The 17,706-nt window shown below is 32.7% G+C and carries 15 protein-coding genes and 1 pseudogene; 8 read left to right on the forward strand and 8 right to left on the reverse strand.

Translation table 11 applies throughout. The features are described from left to right. Positions 1-27: 27 nt before the first annotated feature. Entirely contained in the window at positions 28-354 is a 327-nt protein-coding gene (locus tag C0J27_RS02460; RefSeq protein WP_115585612.1) for a hypothetical protein, read from the reverse strand. 240 nt (positions 355-594) lie between these two features. Between C0J27_RS02460 and C0J27_RS02465 the strand changes: the two are divergent. Next, positions 595-807: pseudogene (locus C0J27_RS02465) on the forward strand (translational GTPase TypA); the annotation flags it as partial. Positions 808-892: 85 nt separating this feature from the next. Here the strand turns inward: C0J27_RS02465 and C0J27_RS02470 are convergent. Further along, the gene (locus C0J27_RS02470; protein ID WP_115585614.1) at positions 893-1,120 is read right to left on the reverse strand and encodes a hypothetical protein; all 228 of its coding nucleotides are present in this window, start codon (positions 1,118-1,120) and stop codon (positions 893-895) included. Between the two features lie 352 nt (positions 1,121-1,472). On the opposite strand from C0J27_RS02470, the gene C0J27_RS02475 reads away from it, so the two are divergent. The 4 genes from C0J27_RS02475 (at position 1,473) to C0J27_RS02490 (ending at position 4,989) form a co-directional block, all read left to right on the forward strand. Continuing rightward, a complete protein-coding gene (locus tag C0J27_RS02475) occupies positions 1,473-2,393 on the forward strand; it encodes an AAA family ATPase (protein WP_115585615.1) in 921 nt (306 codons plus the stop codon). A gap of 77 nt (positions 2,394-2,470) precedes the next feature. Continuing rightward, entirely contained in the window at positions 2,471-3,307 is an 837-nt protein-coding gene (locus tag C0J27_RS02480; RefSeq protein WP_115585616.1) for a hypothetical protein, read from the forward strand. Between the two features lie 115 nt (positions 3,308-3,422). Next, the gene (locus C0J27_RS02485) at positions 3,423-4,082 is read left to right on the forward strand and encodes an ankyrin repeat domain-containing protein (protein WP_115585617.1); all 660 of its coding nucleotides are present in this window, start codon (positions 3,423-3,425) and stop codon (positions 4,080-4,082) included. Positions 4,083-4,155: 73 nt separating this feature from the next. Then, the gene (locus tag C0J27_RS02490) at positions 4,156-4,989 is read left to right on the forward strand and encodes a hypothetical protein (RefSeq protein WP_115585618.1); all 834 of its coding nucleotides are present in this window, start codon (positions 4,156-4,158) and stop codon (positions 4,987-4,989) included. Positions 4,990-5,043: 54 nt separating this feature from the next. Here the strand turns inward: C0J27_RS02490 and C0J27_RS02495 are convergent, their stop codons facing one another. Further along, complete coding sequence (locus C0J27_RS02495; RefSeq protein ID WP_115585619.1) at positions 5,044-7,110, reverse strand: M3 family metallopeptidase; 2,067 nt, start codon at positions 7,108-7,110, stop codon at positions 5,044-5,046. A gap of 391 nt (positions 7,111-7,501) precedes the next feature. On the opposite strand from C0J27_RS02495, the gene C0J27_RS05770 reads away from it, so the two are divergent. The 3 genes from C0J27_RS05770 (at position 7,502) to C0J27_RS02505 (ending at position 10,092) form a co-directional block, all read left to right on the forward strand. Next, the gene (locus C0J27_RS05770; protein ID WP_286206275.1) at positions 7,502-7,633 is read left to right on the forward strand and encodes a hypothetical protein; all 132 of its coding nucleotides are present in this window, start codon (positions 7,502-7,504) and stop codon (positions 7,631-7,633) included. Between the two features lie 282 nt (positions 7,634-7,915). Then, positions 7,916-9,325 (forward strand): hypothetical protein, encoded by a 1,410-nt coding sequence (locus tag C0J27_RS02500; RefSeq protein ID WP_115585620.1) that lies wholly within the window; start codon positions 7,916-7,918, stop codon positions 9,323-9,325. A gap of 209 nt (positions 9,326-9,534) precedes the next feature. Beyond that, positions 9,535-10,092: a hypothetical protein gene (locus C0J27_RS02505; RefSeq protein ID WP_115585621.1), complete on the forward strand. Its 558-nt coding sequence runs from the start codon at positions 9,535-9,537 to the stop codon at positions 10,090-10,092. 272 nt (positions 10,093-10,364) lie between these two features. On the opposite strand, the gene uvrB is transcribed toward C0J27_RS02505, so the two are convergent. From uvrB to leuS, 5 genes are all read right to left on the reverse strand, one after another. Then, on the reverse strand, positions 10,365-12,335 hold the full coding sequence (gene uvrB, locus C0J27_RS02510) for an excinuclease ABC subunit UvrB (protein WP_115585622.1): 1,971 nt from the start codon (positions 12,333-12,335) through the stop codon (positions 10,365-10,367). 160 nt (positions 12,336-12,495) lie between these two features. Further along, positions 12,496-12,972 (reverse strand): hypothetical protein, encoded by a 477-nt coding sequence (locus C0J27_RS02515; protein WP_115585623.1) that lies wholly within the window; start codon positions 12,970-12,972, stop codon positions 12,496-12,498. A 116-nt stretch (positions 12,973-13,088) separates the two neighbouring features. Then, a complete protein-coding gene (locus tag C0J27_RS02520; RefSeq protein ID WP_115585624.1) occupies positions 13,089-14,147 on the reverse strand; it encodes a hypothetical protein in 1,059 nt (352 codons plus the stop codon). Between the two features lie 12 nt (positions 14,148-14,159). Next, positions 14,160-14,657, reverse strand: a complete 498-nt coding sequence (locus C0J27_RS02525) for a hypothetical protein (RefSeq protein WP_115585625.1) — start codon at positions 14,655-14,657, stop codon at positions 14,160-14,162. Positions 14,658-15,192: 535 nt separating this feature from the next. Further along, on the reverse strand, positions 15,193-17,640 hold the full coding sequence (gene leuS / locus C0J27_RS02530; protein ID WP_252120585.1) for a leucine--tRNA ligase: 2,448 nt from the start codon (positions 17,638-17,640) through the stop codon (positions 15,193-15,195). Positions 17,641-17,706: the final 66 nt, after the last annotated feature.

Consider the following 17,706-nt stretch of genomic DNA (forward strand, 5'->3'; position numbering starts at 1 on the left):
TTATTCACCGCTAAAATCATATACTTTTTATTTTCTGGCCATTGATTCTGCTAAATCGGCATCACTTGTAGCAGCAAGTTCAGCTAAAATATTTTCATTTGCGCCATTACTCATTAACAAGAATTTTTTCATAGCACTCAATTCCAACTTATCTCTTTTTGTAATATCACTACCATCAATTAATTTATTTAATACGATAATAATTGATGGTATAATTTTATCATTTATATCATCGCGCATAGAATTTACCTTAGAGTTTAATGACTTAAAATCTTGTGGTACTTGAGATCCTTGCATTGTATGACTGATTGCTAAAAGCATCATCGGTAAAACTATAAATTTAAACTGTTTCATAATCACTCTCCTTTTTATTTTATAAATCACAACAAAAAAACTGTAGCAAAAAGATAGTTTAAAAGTCAATAAAATTTCAATTTGAATATAAAAAAGCCGAGAGATTGCTCTACATTCGCATAAAAAATTATTCGCATGTACCATTTTCATGGTCGTCTTTATTGCATTTTCAACAAGATTCTTGCTCATTTGGCCTATCCTGTACAAAAACATTAACTTTATTCTTTGGGTAATCAAACAGTTAATGCTTGTAAAGGCAAAAAACTAACGAACATGCGTGCATCTGGTTCTAATGATTCAACAGCATTGCAACCGCATCTACAAATGACGTTAGAACAATGTCTATCGTTCATTATGGATGATGAGTTGATCGAATTCACTCCAAAATCAATTCGCTTAAGAAAAATGATTCTTAACGAAGGTGAACGTAAACGTAGTGGTAAAAAAAGCTAAACTTTACCGTTTAATTTTTGATCAAATACAAAAGAAGGGAATCTGTAAAGATTCCCTTCTTCATTACTATAGATACAAATATTTATTACGCAGGTTTATCTTGGCATGTTTTATTGTTACCGGTTGAACAATATCCTGATTGACAATCATTATTATTTCCTTTGCAGGGATGCCCGTTTTTTATTTTAGTGCTCCCCTTTTGAACCACAACCCCACTTTGATCAGAATTTTGAGCATACCAACAAACAGCCAAATATGCTCCCGCAATCAGAACAATTGCACTCAAAATAATTTTTAAATTTTTATTCAACATTGTACATTTCCCTTTTTATTTTTTTAGACTCATCTATATCTGACGTTACTACATCAAATATCTAAAAATGAAGTCTTTTTCAATAAACAGAGAAACCTGCAATATTACTATGCTCATTTCATGTTTTACACTAATTCTACCGCGTTATAATTTTAATAATGCTTCTGCTCAATACAAACTATTGGGATAGGTATTGCCTTAAACGTAAAAACAAAGTCAGCCTTTTGCGTGAATGAACGATACAATGTATGCTTACAAAAGATAAAAAATAGATAGAGCTTAAACTCTGCTCTGGTATGATTAATAGTATAAATATATAAAAACAGTTTTACCCTCCGCTTGGATTTTAAATATGAACAAACAATCTGCACGTAATCTTATGCTCATAATAAGTATGATTGCATCAATTGACCACCTGCTTGCAGCTCCAAAAAAGCCAAATAAAAATTCGAATCAAAATCAACCTCCAGTAAAAAAACCTATTAAAATTGATACCGAATTACCTTTGCAAATTTTTTATCCTGGCGATATCAAAACTAAATTTACTGACATAGCAGGTCTTGATATTGCAAAATCTTGCATGCTCGATATTATTTCGTACCTGAAAGATTCTTCAAAATATGATGCTATTGGGGCAAAAATAACCAAAGGTATTTTATTTGACGGAAGCACGGGAAATGGAAAGACGATGCTTGCTCGAGCTTTTGCAGGTGAAGTTAATTGCCCATTTATTAGTATGAATGGAGCATCATTTGTAGAAATGTATGTTGGTGTTGGGCCATCTCGAGTACGAGAACTTTTTTTAATTGCTCGCAAGCTGGCTCCTTGCATTGTTTTTATTGACGAAATTGATGCATTACTTGCAGCACGCGGATCAGATAAAGAGTATAGCAATACGGTCAATGCATTTTTAACAGAAATGGATGGTTTATTTAACGATAACACGACAATAATTATTATTGGTGCTACCAATAGAATTAATGCACTTGATGAAGCTGCAATTCGACCAGGAAGATTTGATCGTAAAATATATATTACCAAGCCAACACTTGAAGCTCGTGTGCAACTTTTAGAAAATCAATTTAAAAAAGTGAAGCATGCACCAGGTTTAGATATTTATTACATTGCGCAAATGACGACTGGTTTTTCATGTGCAGAATTAACAAATCTAGTCAATGAAGCTGCAATTATTGCCGTTAACACCAATTCTTTATGGGTTGAAATGACGCACATTCGACAAGCATTTGATAGAATGAGAAATCATAGAAGTTAAAAAAATCAGCTTTTAAATTCTTATCATCATAAGGACGTTATGCAAATACATAACGTCCTTATTTAAAAAAAGGCATCATGTTCTCTCGTAAAAAATTTTTTATACTTCTTATCATATTTACCCATATAAACTTATTAGCACAAAGATCAAAAAAAGATCATACGATAACGGTATTTGTCCATGAAACATTTCCTATGCGCAGGCTTTTGCACCATACCCCAGCAAAATCACTTCTGTATACAGAGCAAGGGCTTTGCTTGGCAAAAAATCTTCCAAATCATTACCATTTTTATAAAATAGCTCAGGGATGCATAAAACTTAATAGCCATGATTATGGCTGGGATAGATTTTACATCTTTGGGTGGAAATCTGAAAAAATATTAAATAGCTCCAGAAAAAATGCTGCCAAAGATTTAGTTACTGCTCTTGCACAAGTTGTTGATAGTTATTACATCCAACATGGAGTTCACCCTTCTATTCGACTTATTGGCTTTTCACATGGTGGCAATGTTGTTTTACACACAGCAAATTACTTACCTTTAGTGCATAATACAATACCAATAGATGTCCAAGCATGGATTTTTGGGACTCCTATACAGCAAGCTAACCACGATTGCGTTAATCAAGGAAAATTTACACAATGTTATTCATTTTATTCAGAAAAAGATTGGATTCAACGAATTGATCCTCAAGGTCTTTGTAATAAAAAAATAAGAAAAGATCATTTTTGGTCTGATAGAACTTTTGATAAAGATGCATCATGCATTCAAGTGAAATTTACCGTCAATGATAAATCGATCAGTCACATCTATTATCGCAGTGTATTTAAATATTTTCCGATTATTGAACAGATCACTCAATCACAATCAGATGGTTTACAATCAGGTATGATAGCAGTTGATGTAAAAATTTAAAAAACAAGGTTGAGCGGTTGCCCAAAACATACAACATGCTAATCTCATATTGTATTAAAATTGAAAGCAAGGAAGTTTGAACGTTACACATATAAAATAAAATAAAGGTGTTACTATGCAAAAAAAATTATTATTCATTTGCCTATTATTAAGTTCACCATGCATGATGTTTGGACAAAAAGATTATAAAAAAGATAGTTACTACCAAAATCTTACCGATCTTAAAAAACTTAATTATGCAATTGAAGAATCAGATATTCCAACTATTACCACATTACTTACAAAAGTAGATATAAACTCTCAAGATACAAGTGGCAGCACGCCATTACATAATGCTATTGCAGATGGAAATTTAAAAATTATACAATTGCTCGTTAATTCAGGTGCAAATATTAATGCGAAAGATAAAAAAGGATACACGCCTTTATATGAAGTTTTTAATTCACTTATTGAATCAATTGTCATGATTTATTGTGATAGCATTGAAACAGACCAATCAATATTACAAGACATAATAGATGGATATGCTTTAAAATATATTACAATAGCTCAATATTTAGTTACTTCAGGTGCAGATACTACATTACAATACGATACTGATGATAATTGGTATGAAATAATTCCTCAAAATAAATATCTAACACTTTTAGATATTATCACTGAAGTACAATCAGCTTTTACTGAAGAATTAACAAAAAATAATTATGATGCAACAGCGTTAAAAGCATGTATCAAACATTTTGATACATTTAAATCAATTTTACAGCGTCAATAAATAACTAACATAGAACAACCCCGAATAAACATTCGGGGTTGTTCTATACTTCATGAAAGGTAATCATCTCATAATGAAAAAATATTTTGTCATATTACTATCATGTATTTTCAATATCTCTCTATCAGCTTTGCAACAAACAACAGCTGATCATGCTATTACGGTTTTTGTCCATGGCACGTACCCAATTCCTAAAATTTTACGCAATTCTCCTTTTCGTAAATTAATGTATTGCCCACAAGGCCTCTCACTAGCAAAAAAACTGCCTGCAGATTATCATTTCCATACCATTGCACAAGGATGCGTTGATCTTAATCCTTCATTGTATTCACTTGATCAATTTTATGTTTTTGGATGGCCTTCAGAAAAAATTTATGACAGCGTTAGACAACAAGCAGCATCTGACCTTGCCAACGCTCTGAAAACAACTGTTACAAACTACTATGCTCAACATGGAATACAACCAAAAATACGATTAATTGGATTTTCTCATGGAGGAAATGTGGTCTTAAATACTGCAAATTTCTTAACTCAATTAGTACAAGAACAAAAAATCACCACTGAAATTTGGATTTTTGGAACACCGGTACAACAGATTAACCATAATTTGATACAGAGTAAGAATTTTCATAAAGTGTACTCAATTTTTTCTCAAACTGATTGGCTTCAACGAATGGATCCGCAAGGATTATATAACAAAGATATACGACATGAATATTTTTGGTCTGACCGAATGTTTGATAAAGATGCATCGTGCATTCAAATAAATTTCACGGTCAATAACAAATCAATTAGCCATAGTTATTACCGCCATATTTTTAAATATTTTCCTATAATTCAAAAATCTATTGAAAATCAATCTCAAGATTTGCAATCAGGCATAATAAGCGTAGATTTAAAAATCTAAAAATTAAAAGGGAATCTATCACGATTCCCTTTTTTATGATTTCTCAAAAATATTTTACGACTGCAATGAATCTATCAAAGCTTTTTTAGTTACCGTAGAGCCAAGCAATAATTCAACCAACTTTTGCGGATCTTGACTACCACCATGACACAACAAAGCTTGATACAATTTTTGGCCTACTTCATTGTCAGTAATGCCATGTTTTGTTATGTATTCAAAGAGTCCTGCTGCCAAAACTTTTGACCAGACATATCCGTAATAATGTGAACCGTAAGCTATCAGATGTTCAAATCCAGTTTCAAAATGATCTTGTGGGCAGTACTCAACATCAGTTCTTACTTGTCTATAGAGCTTTTCAACAATATCATGAGGTTGAATTTTTTCAGCATCTTTTCCAAATTCAAGTGATATCAATGACAATAAACATTGTCGAGATAACAAACTTGCTCGGCCAAATTTTTCTGCAGCAACTATTTTTTGTACCATTGCATCAGATAACTTTTCTTGAGTGATGTAATGCTGACTAAACTGCTTGATCATAGAAGGATTATCCATCCACATTTCAAACAATTGCGACGGCACCTCTAAAAAGTCACGTGGTCCATGAGAGCCTGCAATATCAACAAAATCAGTAGCCCCAAAAAGTTCTTGTAAAGCATGGCCAAATTCATGGAACAATGTTTTAACATCATGAAACTCAAGCAATGTTTTTTTACCATCTTGAGCTTTATTAAAATTCGTAATAATTGTTGAAAGACCGCTACATGCAAAACTACAATCATCTTGAATTGTAGGAATGACACTCATCTGGCATGCTTGTTCAGATTTTCCAGGGCGAGCATAAAGGTCAAAAACAAGATACCCAAGAATTTCATTTGTTTTTAAAAGCCTTACCTGAAAACAGATAAGATCTTTATGCCATAATCCATGACAAGGAACCTGGTCAAATGATAATGCAAAAAATTGTCCAAATTGTTTAGTTAATTGATTGATAACATTATCAATAGGAAAATATTGCGCAAGAGCAGTTGCATCAATATCAAAATGACTTTTTCTATAGGTAGATCGCACAAAAGCTTCATCAAAAGGTTGTAATTTACCTGTCAAAGATAAAACAACTGATTCAGGTAAATTTTTTGTTAATTGCACAAATTCTTCATCAACAATGGTATTTGTTGATGCTACAATTTCCATAATAAAATCTTGTGCACGTTGAACGCTTCCAACCATTTGCAATGCACACTCATACTCTGCAAAATTTTTATACCCAACTAAGCGAGCATACTCATTACGTTTATAAATAAGTTTTTTAAGCACATCTTCATTTTTTGGATACACTCGTCGATTAAACTCTAAAAATATTTTTTTACGAGTTGCAGCTATGGTACAATTTTCTAAAATCGTAAAAAATGCATCATAGGTTAAAGGGATAGTATAACCGCGTTTTGTTTGATGCAAGTTTGTAAGGTATAAAGCAGGAACTCCAACAAGTTCATCTTTGGTACAAACAATGGATTTAGCATGATTTACTATATAAGAACCAAATTCAGCTTCTAATTTTTTGATGTCTTTTGATAATTTATTTAATCGAGTAAGAATTGCTGAGGATAGATGAGCTCCTTCATGCTCTAATTTATTAATCGATTTTTGTAAAAAAGTTCGAACAGAGATTGTTTTGCTTGGATCATCATGACCGTATTGAGCATAATCTTGAAATGCATGTAACAATATTGGGTTACGCACTAACTTGTCTGCTTGGTACTGTTGAAGTTCTGTAACCGCATGATTTGCACAAGAACGAAGTGAGGGATCACTATCTAGCATAGATACAGTTGAGAGTATCTGTAAATTCATAATAAATTTAAATTTTGCATTATCATACAAACGAATGCTGTTATAAAAATTTCTATGTTGTGGCTCTTGAGACTCTAATGTTTTTAACATAGTATCAATTACTGCAATAGCTTTGTGCTTCATTGCTCCTATTTGTTGTTCATTTTTTGGAAACATCGTAACAATTGATTGCCAATCAAGTCTGCTACATAAGCGCATTTCAGGACTTTTAACATAGTGACACCCTGAAAAAATCAGTAGTAATAATAATCCGTACAAGCGCTTCATTTTTTTATCCTTACTATTAAAACATACATTCTAGCAATTCGATATCATATATATTTTTAAAAATACAGCTTAAAAACTAATAAAAGTCTTTATTTTTGCTTTAAAAATATTAGGCACAGCGTATCATAACTCCATTGATTATCTCAATAATTTTCAAACTCGATTTCTAAAATTTCAAACTGGATTAATATATAAATCTCATCATGTCTTTGCGCAAGAGAACAATATCAATGATTTTATAATTTTTCTTGCAATATTACCCAAAATAAAAATATTATAATAATAAGAAAAAAGAATACAAAGTAATAAGGAAAATCTATATGAAAACCAAAATTATTTTGTATACAAGTTGAATTAAAATCACTAAAAAAGAGGATATAAGGGGCACGCAATGACAATCAAATTAACACTACTCATAAAACTATTATTAACTACATCAATCTGCTATGTCATTGAAAAACAGTTTCATGAGAGCCCCCAAGAAAAAACTCTTCATCAAATTCAAAAAAAGCTATCTGCATAGGTTATGTTGATTTTTAATGTAACTTTAAAATCATTTTCGATTCACCTCCTGAATCGTCATGACAGCGGGAACTATTCGTTTTTTAAAAAAATTAAGCGATTGACCCCCACTGGGGTCTCATTTTCCTGAGTTTTGTAAAAAACGTAGGATGTTGTAACTTTTTTCAAAAACTCAAGGGAACCTCATCTGCAAGCTTTTAAAATATTCTCTATTTTCTTGCATTTATATGTCTCTACAATTTATGATGCAACTATATTATTTTCTTAAAAAAGGAATGTTGTTATGAAAAATATGAAAATTTTATTTCTACTTTTTATAAGCTATTCACAGATGAAAGCATCAGAAGAATCAGCTGAATTTGTAGTTAATGCAGCAGATAGCATACAAACTTCAAAAGCTTTACAAAAAATTGCCGATGCACAACCAAAAAAATCTACTACCTATGGAAGTTCATTTGTAGCTTTCTTTAATCCAAACTCATGGTCAAAGCAAGCTGATCAAAATAATCCAGCGGTACAATATCTAAATAAAATAGAAGCCGCAATTCAAGATTACTATGACAATAGTAAATGGTTTAATAAATCAACAGGAAATACTAAAAAACAAAATGATGCAAAAACTGAAATAGAAAGCCTTGTAGCTGAATATCGTAGAAAGCTTAATGGAAAAGATGAAGATTTTGTAGCATACAAAGCAACATTTGAAGATCTTATACAAAATGCTCAAGATCAATTTAGTCATCTTCAACTAAAAGAAGAAAATGAACCACTATTTAAAGATTTCTCAGATTTGCTTCGTCAATTAAATCCATTTAGCAGCAAGCAAGAATCAACTGAATTGAATAATCCAGCATCAAAGCTGATGGACGAGATGGAAGAAGCGCTTTCAATGTATTATAAAAATACAACCCATCCAATCCAATATTTGTACCAAGCAAAAGACGTGACTGAAGCAAAAAATAAAAACAAAGCAGAAGCTCTAGCTAAATTTAAACAATTAGCAGAACAATACCAAGCACATAAAGATGATAAAGATTTTGCTCCAAGACATGATGAATTTAAAGAATTATTTGCTCGAGCTGAAGATGAATTTAGCAATGAAAATAGTTCTAGTAAAAAGCAAAATTCACCAGAACCAGATTCAATGTACTCTCAACTATCTAAATATATGAATAGTTTTTTTGCTCCTCATGAAAAAAAAGAAGAAGAAAAATCTTTTGGGCCTTCAAATGAAGATGAATCAAAAGCTCAGGATGCTCAAGCATTATTAACAAAAATGGAACAAAATATTAAAGATCTCCAAGATAAAAAGCCTCAACTTGATAACCCTAAAAATGGGTTCAATCAATTTAAAAAAGAAAAAATGACCAATGAAGTTTTAAGTATTAAAGAAGAACTTATTGCAAATGTGCAACAATACATAAAGAATAATGGTTTATTATTGGAATCTCAAAAAAACCTATTGGGTGGCTATAAAATAGAGCAAATTATTACAAGCAAAGATAAAAACAAAGTAATTGCTAATGATAGTCAACTACGGACAGTATTAAATAATGCTTATAAATTATTTGGTGATGATATAAAGATAAAATTACCTTTAACAAAAATTGATGGCTCCCAATCAAGCTTTGAAGGTACTTTCGATGCAATATCAGAAAGAGTAAAAGAAGACACTCAAGAAGAAACAAACTAAACATTAATCTTTTTCTAAAAAATAAGCCGCTATATTTTCATAGCGGCTTATTTTTATTTATTCTCGATACAACTGATCAGATCTTATCTCTCATAAAATAGAGCTTTTTTATCCATACTTTTTTGATAAATATACCTTTTTGTTTTCTATGTTTCACATTATAATATTTACAATATTACTATTCGTTTCAAACCAAAAAGGATTCCTCTGTGAAAACTATCAAAAATCTTCTTATGATTGCGTGTTTAGCATCTGTGCACATGTCATACACAGCACAAGATTCTAACAACGATTACGGTATTATCTTAACCGACAAAGAAACTCAATTAATCAAAACAAATAGAGTTCTTGAAAAATTAAGCTCAATTTTAAAGTCTGTAGAAAAAGCTAAAGATTGGTCAGCTCGTAACGAAGCGACAACTCCAAGTAAATCACAAGCTATCCAAATCGCAGCTCCGTTATTTGTTCAAGCTTTAGAAGAAATCATTGCTCAATACGCTACATGTTACGATGCTACTGTAACTGCAGCTTTTGGTTTATCAACTATGCAAGAATTTCATATCGTAGATAACAAAGCTTCAGATATAAAAATTATCAGCAATGCTCAATTCATGAACTTGTTAGAAAAAGCTATTAAGTTTTTTGAAAAAGAAACAGTTTCAGCACCTTTTGTAGAGTATTCAGCTAAGTTTTTAGTGGAAGTATCTCCATCAAAAAAACTTACTTTACATGAAGTTAAAGATGCTATTGTAAGAGCAATTGCGTAATTTCTAACATAAATTTTATGTTTTTAGGGGCGTACAACTTGAATGTTGTACGCCGCTTTTTTTATAATGCTAGCTAAACTGGGTAAACCAAATTTTAAAATTAAAATAAAAGCCTTCGATATCGCTGCGCTCATCTCCGGAAACAGTGGTGGCGGCGGCCACTATACGCTTTTTTAATTCAAAAAAAGAGTGCATCAGGCCCATGGGCATCCAGATCTCCAAAGTTTTTATAAAAAACATAGGGTTATGAAAAAGACCTGATCTACTATTTTTTATAATTTAGATTTAAGTAATTGCCACTGCTGACGCAAGGCAATTGCCGTTTCAAAATCTAATTTTTGAGCTGCTTGCTGCATTGCAATTTCAAGCTCAACAATCTGATACTGCATTTCTTGTGCCGTTAACTTAATCTCTTTTTTAGCCTGTTTTTGTAAATACTTTGATGACTTAGCAATATCTGCAGATAATGACGAAATCGAAGTTGTTACATCACGAATAACTGTTGTCGGTATAATTCCATGTTCTTGGTTATATGTATCTTGAATTTCGCGTCGACGCGCTGTCTCTTTGATTGCAAAATCCATCGATGGCGTAACTTTATCTGCGTATAGGCGAACAATACTTTCGGTGTTTCGCGCTGCTCGACCTATAATCTGAATCAATGATCGACGATCTCGCAAGAAGCCTTCTATGTCAGCATCCATAACAGCAACAAAAGCTACTTCTGGTAAATCTAAACCTTCCCGTAATAAATTAACACCCACAAGGCAGTCAAAAATGCCAAGTCGAAGTTTTTGTAGCAAATCAGTTCTCTGCGGAGTTTTTAAATCACAATGCAAATAACAAACTTTAATCTGCTTTTCTTCAAGAAAAAATGCTAACTCTTCAGCCATTTTTTTGGTTAACACCGTAACAAGTGTTCGAAAACCTTTGGCGCTTGTTGCATTAATTTGCTCAACCAAGTTTTGTATCTGATTGGTTCGTGAATGCAAATCTATAATTGGATCAAGCAAACCAGTTGGACGAATAATTTGTTCAACAATTTGAGCACTATGCTCAGCTTCATATTTACCAGGGGTTGCAGAAACATAGATAACATTTTTTAAAAAACGTTCAGATTCTTCAAACTTTAAAGGCCTATTATCATACGCCGATGGTAAACGAAAGCCAAAATCAATTAATGATTTTTTACGAGCTTTATCACCCTTGTACATTGCGCCCATTTGGGGTATAGCAATATGAGATTCATCAATAACTAATAAAAATCCATCTTCATTAAAGAAATCAAATAAACAGTACGGTGCTTGACCAGATACTCGACCATCAAAATGGGTTGAATAATTTTCAATACCCGGACATGTACCTGTCTGCTCAAGCATCTCGATATCATAAGCAACACGCTGCTGTATGCGGTCGGCATACTGTTGATTTTCTAAGGTTGCAACATACTCTTGTAATTCTTGTTTGATTGACGTAATTGCTGTTCGTTTTTTAGCTTCTGTGGTAACAAAGTTTTTTGCAGGAAAAATAACTTCTTGGTCGACAAGATTCAAAACATTATTATTAATTTTATCAATCCAAGAAATAGATTCTATTTCATCACCAAAAAGCTCAATTCGTAACTTTTTTTTCTTTTGATACGGAACATGAATCTCGATGCTATTGCCATACACCTGAAATGTCCCACTTCGTTTATCAACTTCGTTCCGAGTGTAAAGGATTGATAACAATTTATTGATAAGCTCTTTGCGACCTATTTTAACACCCACCGATAAAGATATTGCCATTTCTTTAAAATCTTGAGGATTACCTAAAGAATAAATACAAGAAATTGATGCAATAATAATAACATCTTTTCTTTGCATAATACTTGCTGCAGCTTCAACACGAAGACGTTCTATCTCGTCATTAATTTTTGTTTCTTTAGCTATATAAATGTCTTGCGCAGGGAGATATGACTCTGGTTGATAATAATCATAATAACTGACAAAATAACAAACTTTATTTTCTGGAAAAAACAGAGAAAATTCTTCATACAATTGCCCTGCAAGCGTTTTATTTGGTGATAAAACAATCACAGGTTTATCTTGCGCGGCAATCACGTTTGCAATGGTAAAAGTTTTACCTGACCCGGTTACTCCAAGTAATGTTGATGGTTTACCAAGTCCTTGTTGTAATTTTTCAATAGCTGCTGGTTGATCGCCTGATGGTTGAAATGGAAGATGCAATTTAAAAACACTCATACAAAAATCCTATTTTAAATTTCGCTTTATACATGCTGTAACTAGATGTCATCATATTTTTTCACATCATAGCTTATATCAATTTTTATAGAGCAAAGTTATGAAAATCCAATGTAAAAGCTTCCTACAAAACTTTAATTATATACCTTTATAAAATTTATCATGAAGTTTTCTTCTCAAATAAAATGTGTATAGATCTATGAACACCAGCTAAGATTCTTTGTAATTTCTCGCGCTCTTTTTTTTCTTCTTCTGGATTAAACATTCCATACATACGTAGATCAGCTGTGGTATACTTTTTACGATAAGTCAAAATTGGCTTATAAAAATTCAAATCCCAATCATCAGAAGAATTACGCTGCATTTTTTCAGGAACAAGAACATCTCTATACGAATAAATAGCTACACCTGTCCAATCAACAACTTTAAAATCTAAAGGGTCTTGTGAATAAGAATCAGTTGTATGATCCGCGCATGAATCATTAGTTGCAATGCTTCTGACGGTATAACCAGCATCTAAATTTGATACTTTTTTATGAAGAGCTACAACAGGAACTTTAACATGTATTTTATTTTCATGCATGCTAACGACATACATATGCAAAAATACAAGGCTACAAAAAATTATTTTTTTCATTTTCCATCCTTACCTAAAAGTTATTAATTCCTTACCAGAAATAATAACGATTATTCTTTTACTATATTTCATATCGTTATCACTTTGCTTTTTATCTGATAACATAGGTAACTATTTTATTTTTTACGACGTCTTTGACGACGAGTTTTTTGAGTAGGCTTAGAATCTTTAACTGACTGATCCCATCGCACAGACTTACTGGAATTGCTATGCGCTGAAATATCAGAATTATTTCGACATTCTATTGCTCTTGCCAATCTTTGAACAAGTTTCTTTTTTTCATATTCTAAATTTTTATCTATAGCAATTAACTCATTATTTAATTTTGCAATAGTACTGGAATAGCGATATTCAGATGACAAAAATATAAGCTTATCTACAACATCTAAACTCATACCTTCATGAAAAGTAAATTTATTAACAAAAGAAGGAATAACTGAAGAACATAAAGCACTTGCTGGTACACTTTCTTTTGATCTATCAGATAGATCTATTTCTTGATGTACCATCAAACCTTCATCAATAAAATAATTTTGCAAATCAGCCAATAATTTTGAAGTCATATCATTGTTATCAGAATCATCTTCAAATGCATCTGATTGATCATCAAGCTTAAAAGGTGGTAGGAGTTGATTACATTCTGGATATAATGTATTACGATTTCTTCTATCAGTTCTATCTTGCAGCAACTTCCAATACAACTGACCTGCTTGTTGATTATTTTTATTAAATGGATTGAGATATAAAAGAATATTTTTTTTACGCAGTATATATTTTTGACGATCTTCATCTAATGCTTTTTGTAATTTGCCATTTTTACAATCTAAAAGTTTTTCTTGTTGCAATATCATTGCTACTGATGCATAGGCAAATTCTTCTTTATTTCCCACCGCATGATGTAATGCGCTCACGGCAGATACTTGTTTACCAGAAGTTACAACTTCAACTAAATATTCTAAATCTTGTGTAGAAAATCGATCATACAAAAGCTCTTGAAATAGTTTTCCAGTTTTATCAAAATTTTTGGCCGTACAAGCATGCTGCTGTAAGTTTTCAATAAGATTTTCTGGAGGACAAACTGCAAACGTATAATCTAAGAGTAAAGGCCGTTGCAATTCCATTGAACACATCAAAGCAGGCGAACAAATCAAAATATAAAATAGTATTTTTTTCATATAACAATAACTTTATTTACGATAACCACTGTAACTATTATATGATGCATGATTTTTATATACATCTTGTTGCATAATATCAAGTTGGTTATGAGATTTTTTAGTAGATTTATGATTATCATCAAGTATGATTTCGTGATAATTTTTACGCTTGCAACTATACGCCGATGTTACCATAACTGCTTCTCTGTTACTTGTAACATGCATAGTATCTTTATGTTCAGTATCTTTTTTAAAACTTGGAACAGTCAATTTTTTTCTGTCTGCTATTTCTTCTAATGTTATTCCCAAACCTGAAGAGCCACGTAAACTTAACTGCGATGAACTTGTTTGCTTGCTACCTAATAACTCAAAAGACATGCTTTCATCAAAATACAATCCAAGCTCATGAGCTGATGAATCAGAATCATAATTCACATTTTCAAAAGATACCGATGATAGCTCTGCTGCAAAGCTTATGTTTGATGAAAAAATAACTATCAACAAAAGAATCATTTTACAAACCACCATATGCACAACCTTATAATAATCTATTTGAAATATTGAGAAAACATGAGACTGCTTGCAACAAATTTAAAATAAGCATACTAATCTAGAATACAGCTCTGCTTATGTTTAAAAACAGCGCAGCGGCTATTCTAAAAATTTACCCTACGTTTTCTACAAAAACTCAGGGAATTTGCTGGCCGGTGGGCCTCATGCACTATTTATTTACATAAAAAAAGCGTAACGTGGCCGCCGCCACCACTGTTTCCGGAGATGAGCGAAGCGATATCGTAGGTTTTTGTGCACATGTAAATTTGGTTTACATAGCATAGGGTAACCTGCTTGCAAACCCCAAGACTTTTTATAAAAAACGCAGGACTAAGTTTCATAATACAAATTTAGTTTACATAGTCAAAATAAGCGATTTTTTAATAATGCGATATATATAATTATAACAGAATAAGAACAAATAGAAAATGACACACAGATAATTTGCACATCAAAAAGCGCCTAGAAAAGTTAATTCCTAGGCGCTTATACATGACATGTGCTATAAATTTTATCTTACAACAAAACTAATCATTTTATGCTGTATATAAATAATTTTAACAATTTCTTTATCTTCAAACCACTTAGCTTGCTGATCGCGTGCAGCTTGCTCAATATCAACCTGATTCATCTGTAAGTCAACATGCAAAGTGCCTCGCATTTTGCCATTAATCTGGATCGCTATAGTAGCATTTTCAACTTCAATAAGACTTTCATCCGCGACAGGCCACACACAATTTTCAAGCTTTACCTGCAATAATGATTCTAATAATTCAGAACCCATGTGCGGTGCAACTGTGGAAAACAGTACTAAAATCTGTTCCATGGAAGATCGACTCAAACGCATATTTTGCTTAGTTGCATCATTCAACCATTCCATGAATGCTGCAATCATCGTATTTGGCTTAAATAAATCTAAACGATTCTGTACCGTTTTAATTAACTGATGTAAACGCTTAGTAACATCTTTATCTTCTAATGTAGCATTATCAAGCATTGTTGTAGGATTTGTCAGGTACGTATACAATCTGTGCACAAATCTATTAATACCTTCAATACCAGCATCTTGCCACTCACAATCTAATTCAGGTGGTCCCATAAATAAAATGTACATACGCAAGACATCTGATCCGTACTTTGCAATAATATCATCTGGATTAACAACATTACCTTTTGATTTTGACATTTTTTCTACTGCGCCAGAAATCTCTGATCGCTTACACACCATCCCTTGATTAAACAAATTGGTGAATGGTTCATCAAAATTAATAAACCCTGCTTGATGTAAAAACTTAACATAAAAGCGTGCATACAATAAATGCAAGATCGCATGCTCAACACCACCAACATACAAGTCAACCGGCATCCAATAGGCCATGTCTTTATCATCAAAGGGTTTATCAGATACGTTTGGATTTGGATATCGTAAGAAATACCAACATGACCCTGCCCATTGAGGCATCGTATTTGTTTCACGCTTTGCAGGACCATGACACGTTGGGCATGTCGTGTTTACAAATGAATCAATACCAGCTAATGGAGACTCCCCTGTACCAGTTGGTTCGTACGATTCAACATCAGGCAGAAGTACCGGCAACTGATCTTGCGGAACTGCAACCACGCCACATGAACCACAATGAATCAATGGAATTGGCTCACCCCAATAACGTTGACGAGAGAAAACCCAATCACGTAAACGGTAGGTAGTTTTTTCTTCTGCTAAACCTTTTTCAACAAGATAATCGATCATTGCTTGGCGAGAATCTGCAGCATTTTTGCCTGCAAACTGTGATGGGTGTAACAAAATTCCATGTTTTGCATCGGTAAAACAAACTTGCTGTGATAATACGTGTTCTTCCAGGTCTGGATTACCAAACGGTACCATGCCAACTTTTAACGGAATGTTATATTTTTTTGCAAATGCAAAATCACGCTCATCATGAGCTGAACATTTTACAATGCCGGTGCCATAATTTGCAAGAGCAAAACTTGCAATCCAAATTGGTAAATCACCATTTCCAAGTGGATCGACCGTATAACGGCCAGTAAATATACCTTCAACTTCTTTATCATCTTTTCTATCAGCAGAACGTTTTGCAACCATAGCAGCTGCTTGTTGTAAAATTTCTTCTTTGTTTGCAAGCCCATCAAGCAATGTTGGTAATAATTGGTGATCTGGAGCAATAACAACAAATGTGTCGGCATAACAAGCTTCAAAATGAGCTGAAAAAGTTTGAATTGTCAGGTTGGTATCTTTAACCGGTGATGTAAAAATTAAACCTTTGCTTTTTCCAATCCAGTTGCGTTGCATTAATTTAACTTTTTCTGGCCAATCAAGTGTATCAAGGCCGTCAAGAAGCTGTTCTGCATAATCAGTAATTTTTAAAATCCATTGACGAACTTTGCGTTGTTCAACTTTTGTACCACAACGGTCACAACCATCATGAACAACTTCTTCATTTGCAAGACCTGTTAAACATGACGGGCACCAGTTAATCGCAGTCATCGCTTCGTACGCAAGACCACGATTAAACATTTCTACAAAAATCCATTGCGTCCATTTGTAATAGTCAGGATCAGTGGTATTAACTTCTTTTGACCAATCATACACCGCACCAATTTGTTTTAACTGATCTTTGAAAATTGCGACATTTTTTGCAGTGTTAATCGCAGGGTGCTTACCTTCTTTGATTGCAGCGTTTTCTGCAGGTAAACCAAAAGCATCCCATCCCATTGGATGTAAAACATTATAACCTTGTAAGAGTTTGACTCGAGCATACACATCAGATAGAACATATCCTCTCCAGTGCCCTACGTGTAAACCAGATGCTGAAGGATACGGGAACATATCTAAACAGTAATATTTTTTTCCATTACCTGTGTCTTTAGCTTTTCCATATGGATTTTGCTCCCATATATTTTGCCACTTGTGCTCAACGGCTTTAAAGTCGTAGCTCATAATCAACCTCTCATGATAAAAACTAATCTTAGTCATAAAAATATACCATAAGATCACTATTTTACT

It is taken from the genome of Candidatus Chromulinivorax destructor (genome assembly GCF_003366055.1).
GTDB classification, from domain to species: domain Bacteria; phylum Babelota; class Babeliae; order Babelales; family Chromulinivoraceae; genus Chromulinivorax; species Chromulinivorax destructor.

Excerpts from the sequence above, each read along its gene's own strand:
- C0J27_RS02495 (WP_115585619.1), bottom strand. The coding sequence starts at position 7,110 with ATGAAGCGCTTGTACGGATTATTATTACTACTGATTTTTTCAGGGTGT.
- C0J27_RS02525 (WP_115585625.1), bottom strand. The coding sequence starts at position 14,657 with ATGGTGGTTTGTAAAATGATTCTTTTGTTGATAGTTATTTTTTCATCA.
- C0J27_RS02470 (WP_115585614.1), bottom strand. The coding sequence starts at position 1,120 with ATGTTGAATAAAAATTTAAAAATTATTTTGAGTGCAATTGTTCTGATT.
- C0J27_RS05770 (WP_286206275.1), top strand. The coding sequence starts at position 7,502 with ATGACAATCAAATTAACACTACTCATAAAACTATTATTAACTACATCA.
- C0J27_RS02480 (WP_115585616.1), top strand. The coding sequence starts at position 2,471 with ATGTTCTCTCGTAAAAAATTTTTTATACTTCTTATCATATTTACCCAT.
- uvrB (WP_115585622.1), bottom strand. The coding sequence starts at position 12,335 with ATGAGTGTTTTTAAATTGCATCTTCCATTTCAACCATCAGGCGATCAA.
- C0J27_RS02485 (WP_115585617.1), top strand. The coding sequence starts at position 3,423 with ATGCAAAAAAAATTATTATTCATTTGCCTATTATTAAGTTCACCATGC.
- C0J27_RS02460 (WP_115585612.1), bottom strand. The coding sequence starts at position 354 with ATGAAACAGTTTAAATTTATAGTTTTACCGATGATGCTTTTAGCAATC.
- C0J27_RS02515 (WP_115585623.1), bottom strand. The coding sequence starts at position 12,972 with ATGAAAAAAATAATTTTTTGTAGCCTTGTATTTTTGCATATGTATGTC.
- C0J27_RS02475 (WP_115585615.1), top strand. The coding sequence starts at position 1,473 with ATGAACAAACAATCTGCACGTAATCTTATGCTCATAATAAGTATGATT.
- leuS (WP_252120585.1), bottom strand. The coding sequence starts at position 17,640 with ATGAGCTACGACTTTAAAGCCGTTGAGCACAAGTGGCAAAATATATGG.
- C0J27_RS02520 (WP_115585624.1), bottom strand. The coding sequence starts at position 14,147 with ATGAAAAAAATACTATTTTATATTTTGATTTGTTCGCCTGCTTTGATG.
- C0J27_RS02490 (WP_115585618.1), top strand. The coding sequence starts at position 4,156 with ATGAAAAAATATTTTGTCATATTACTATCATGTATTTTCAATATCTCT.
- C0J27_RS02500 (WP_115585620.1), top strand. The coding sequence starts at position 7,916 with ATGAAAAATATGAAAATTTTATTTCTACTTTTTATAAGCTATTCACAG.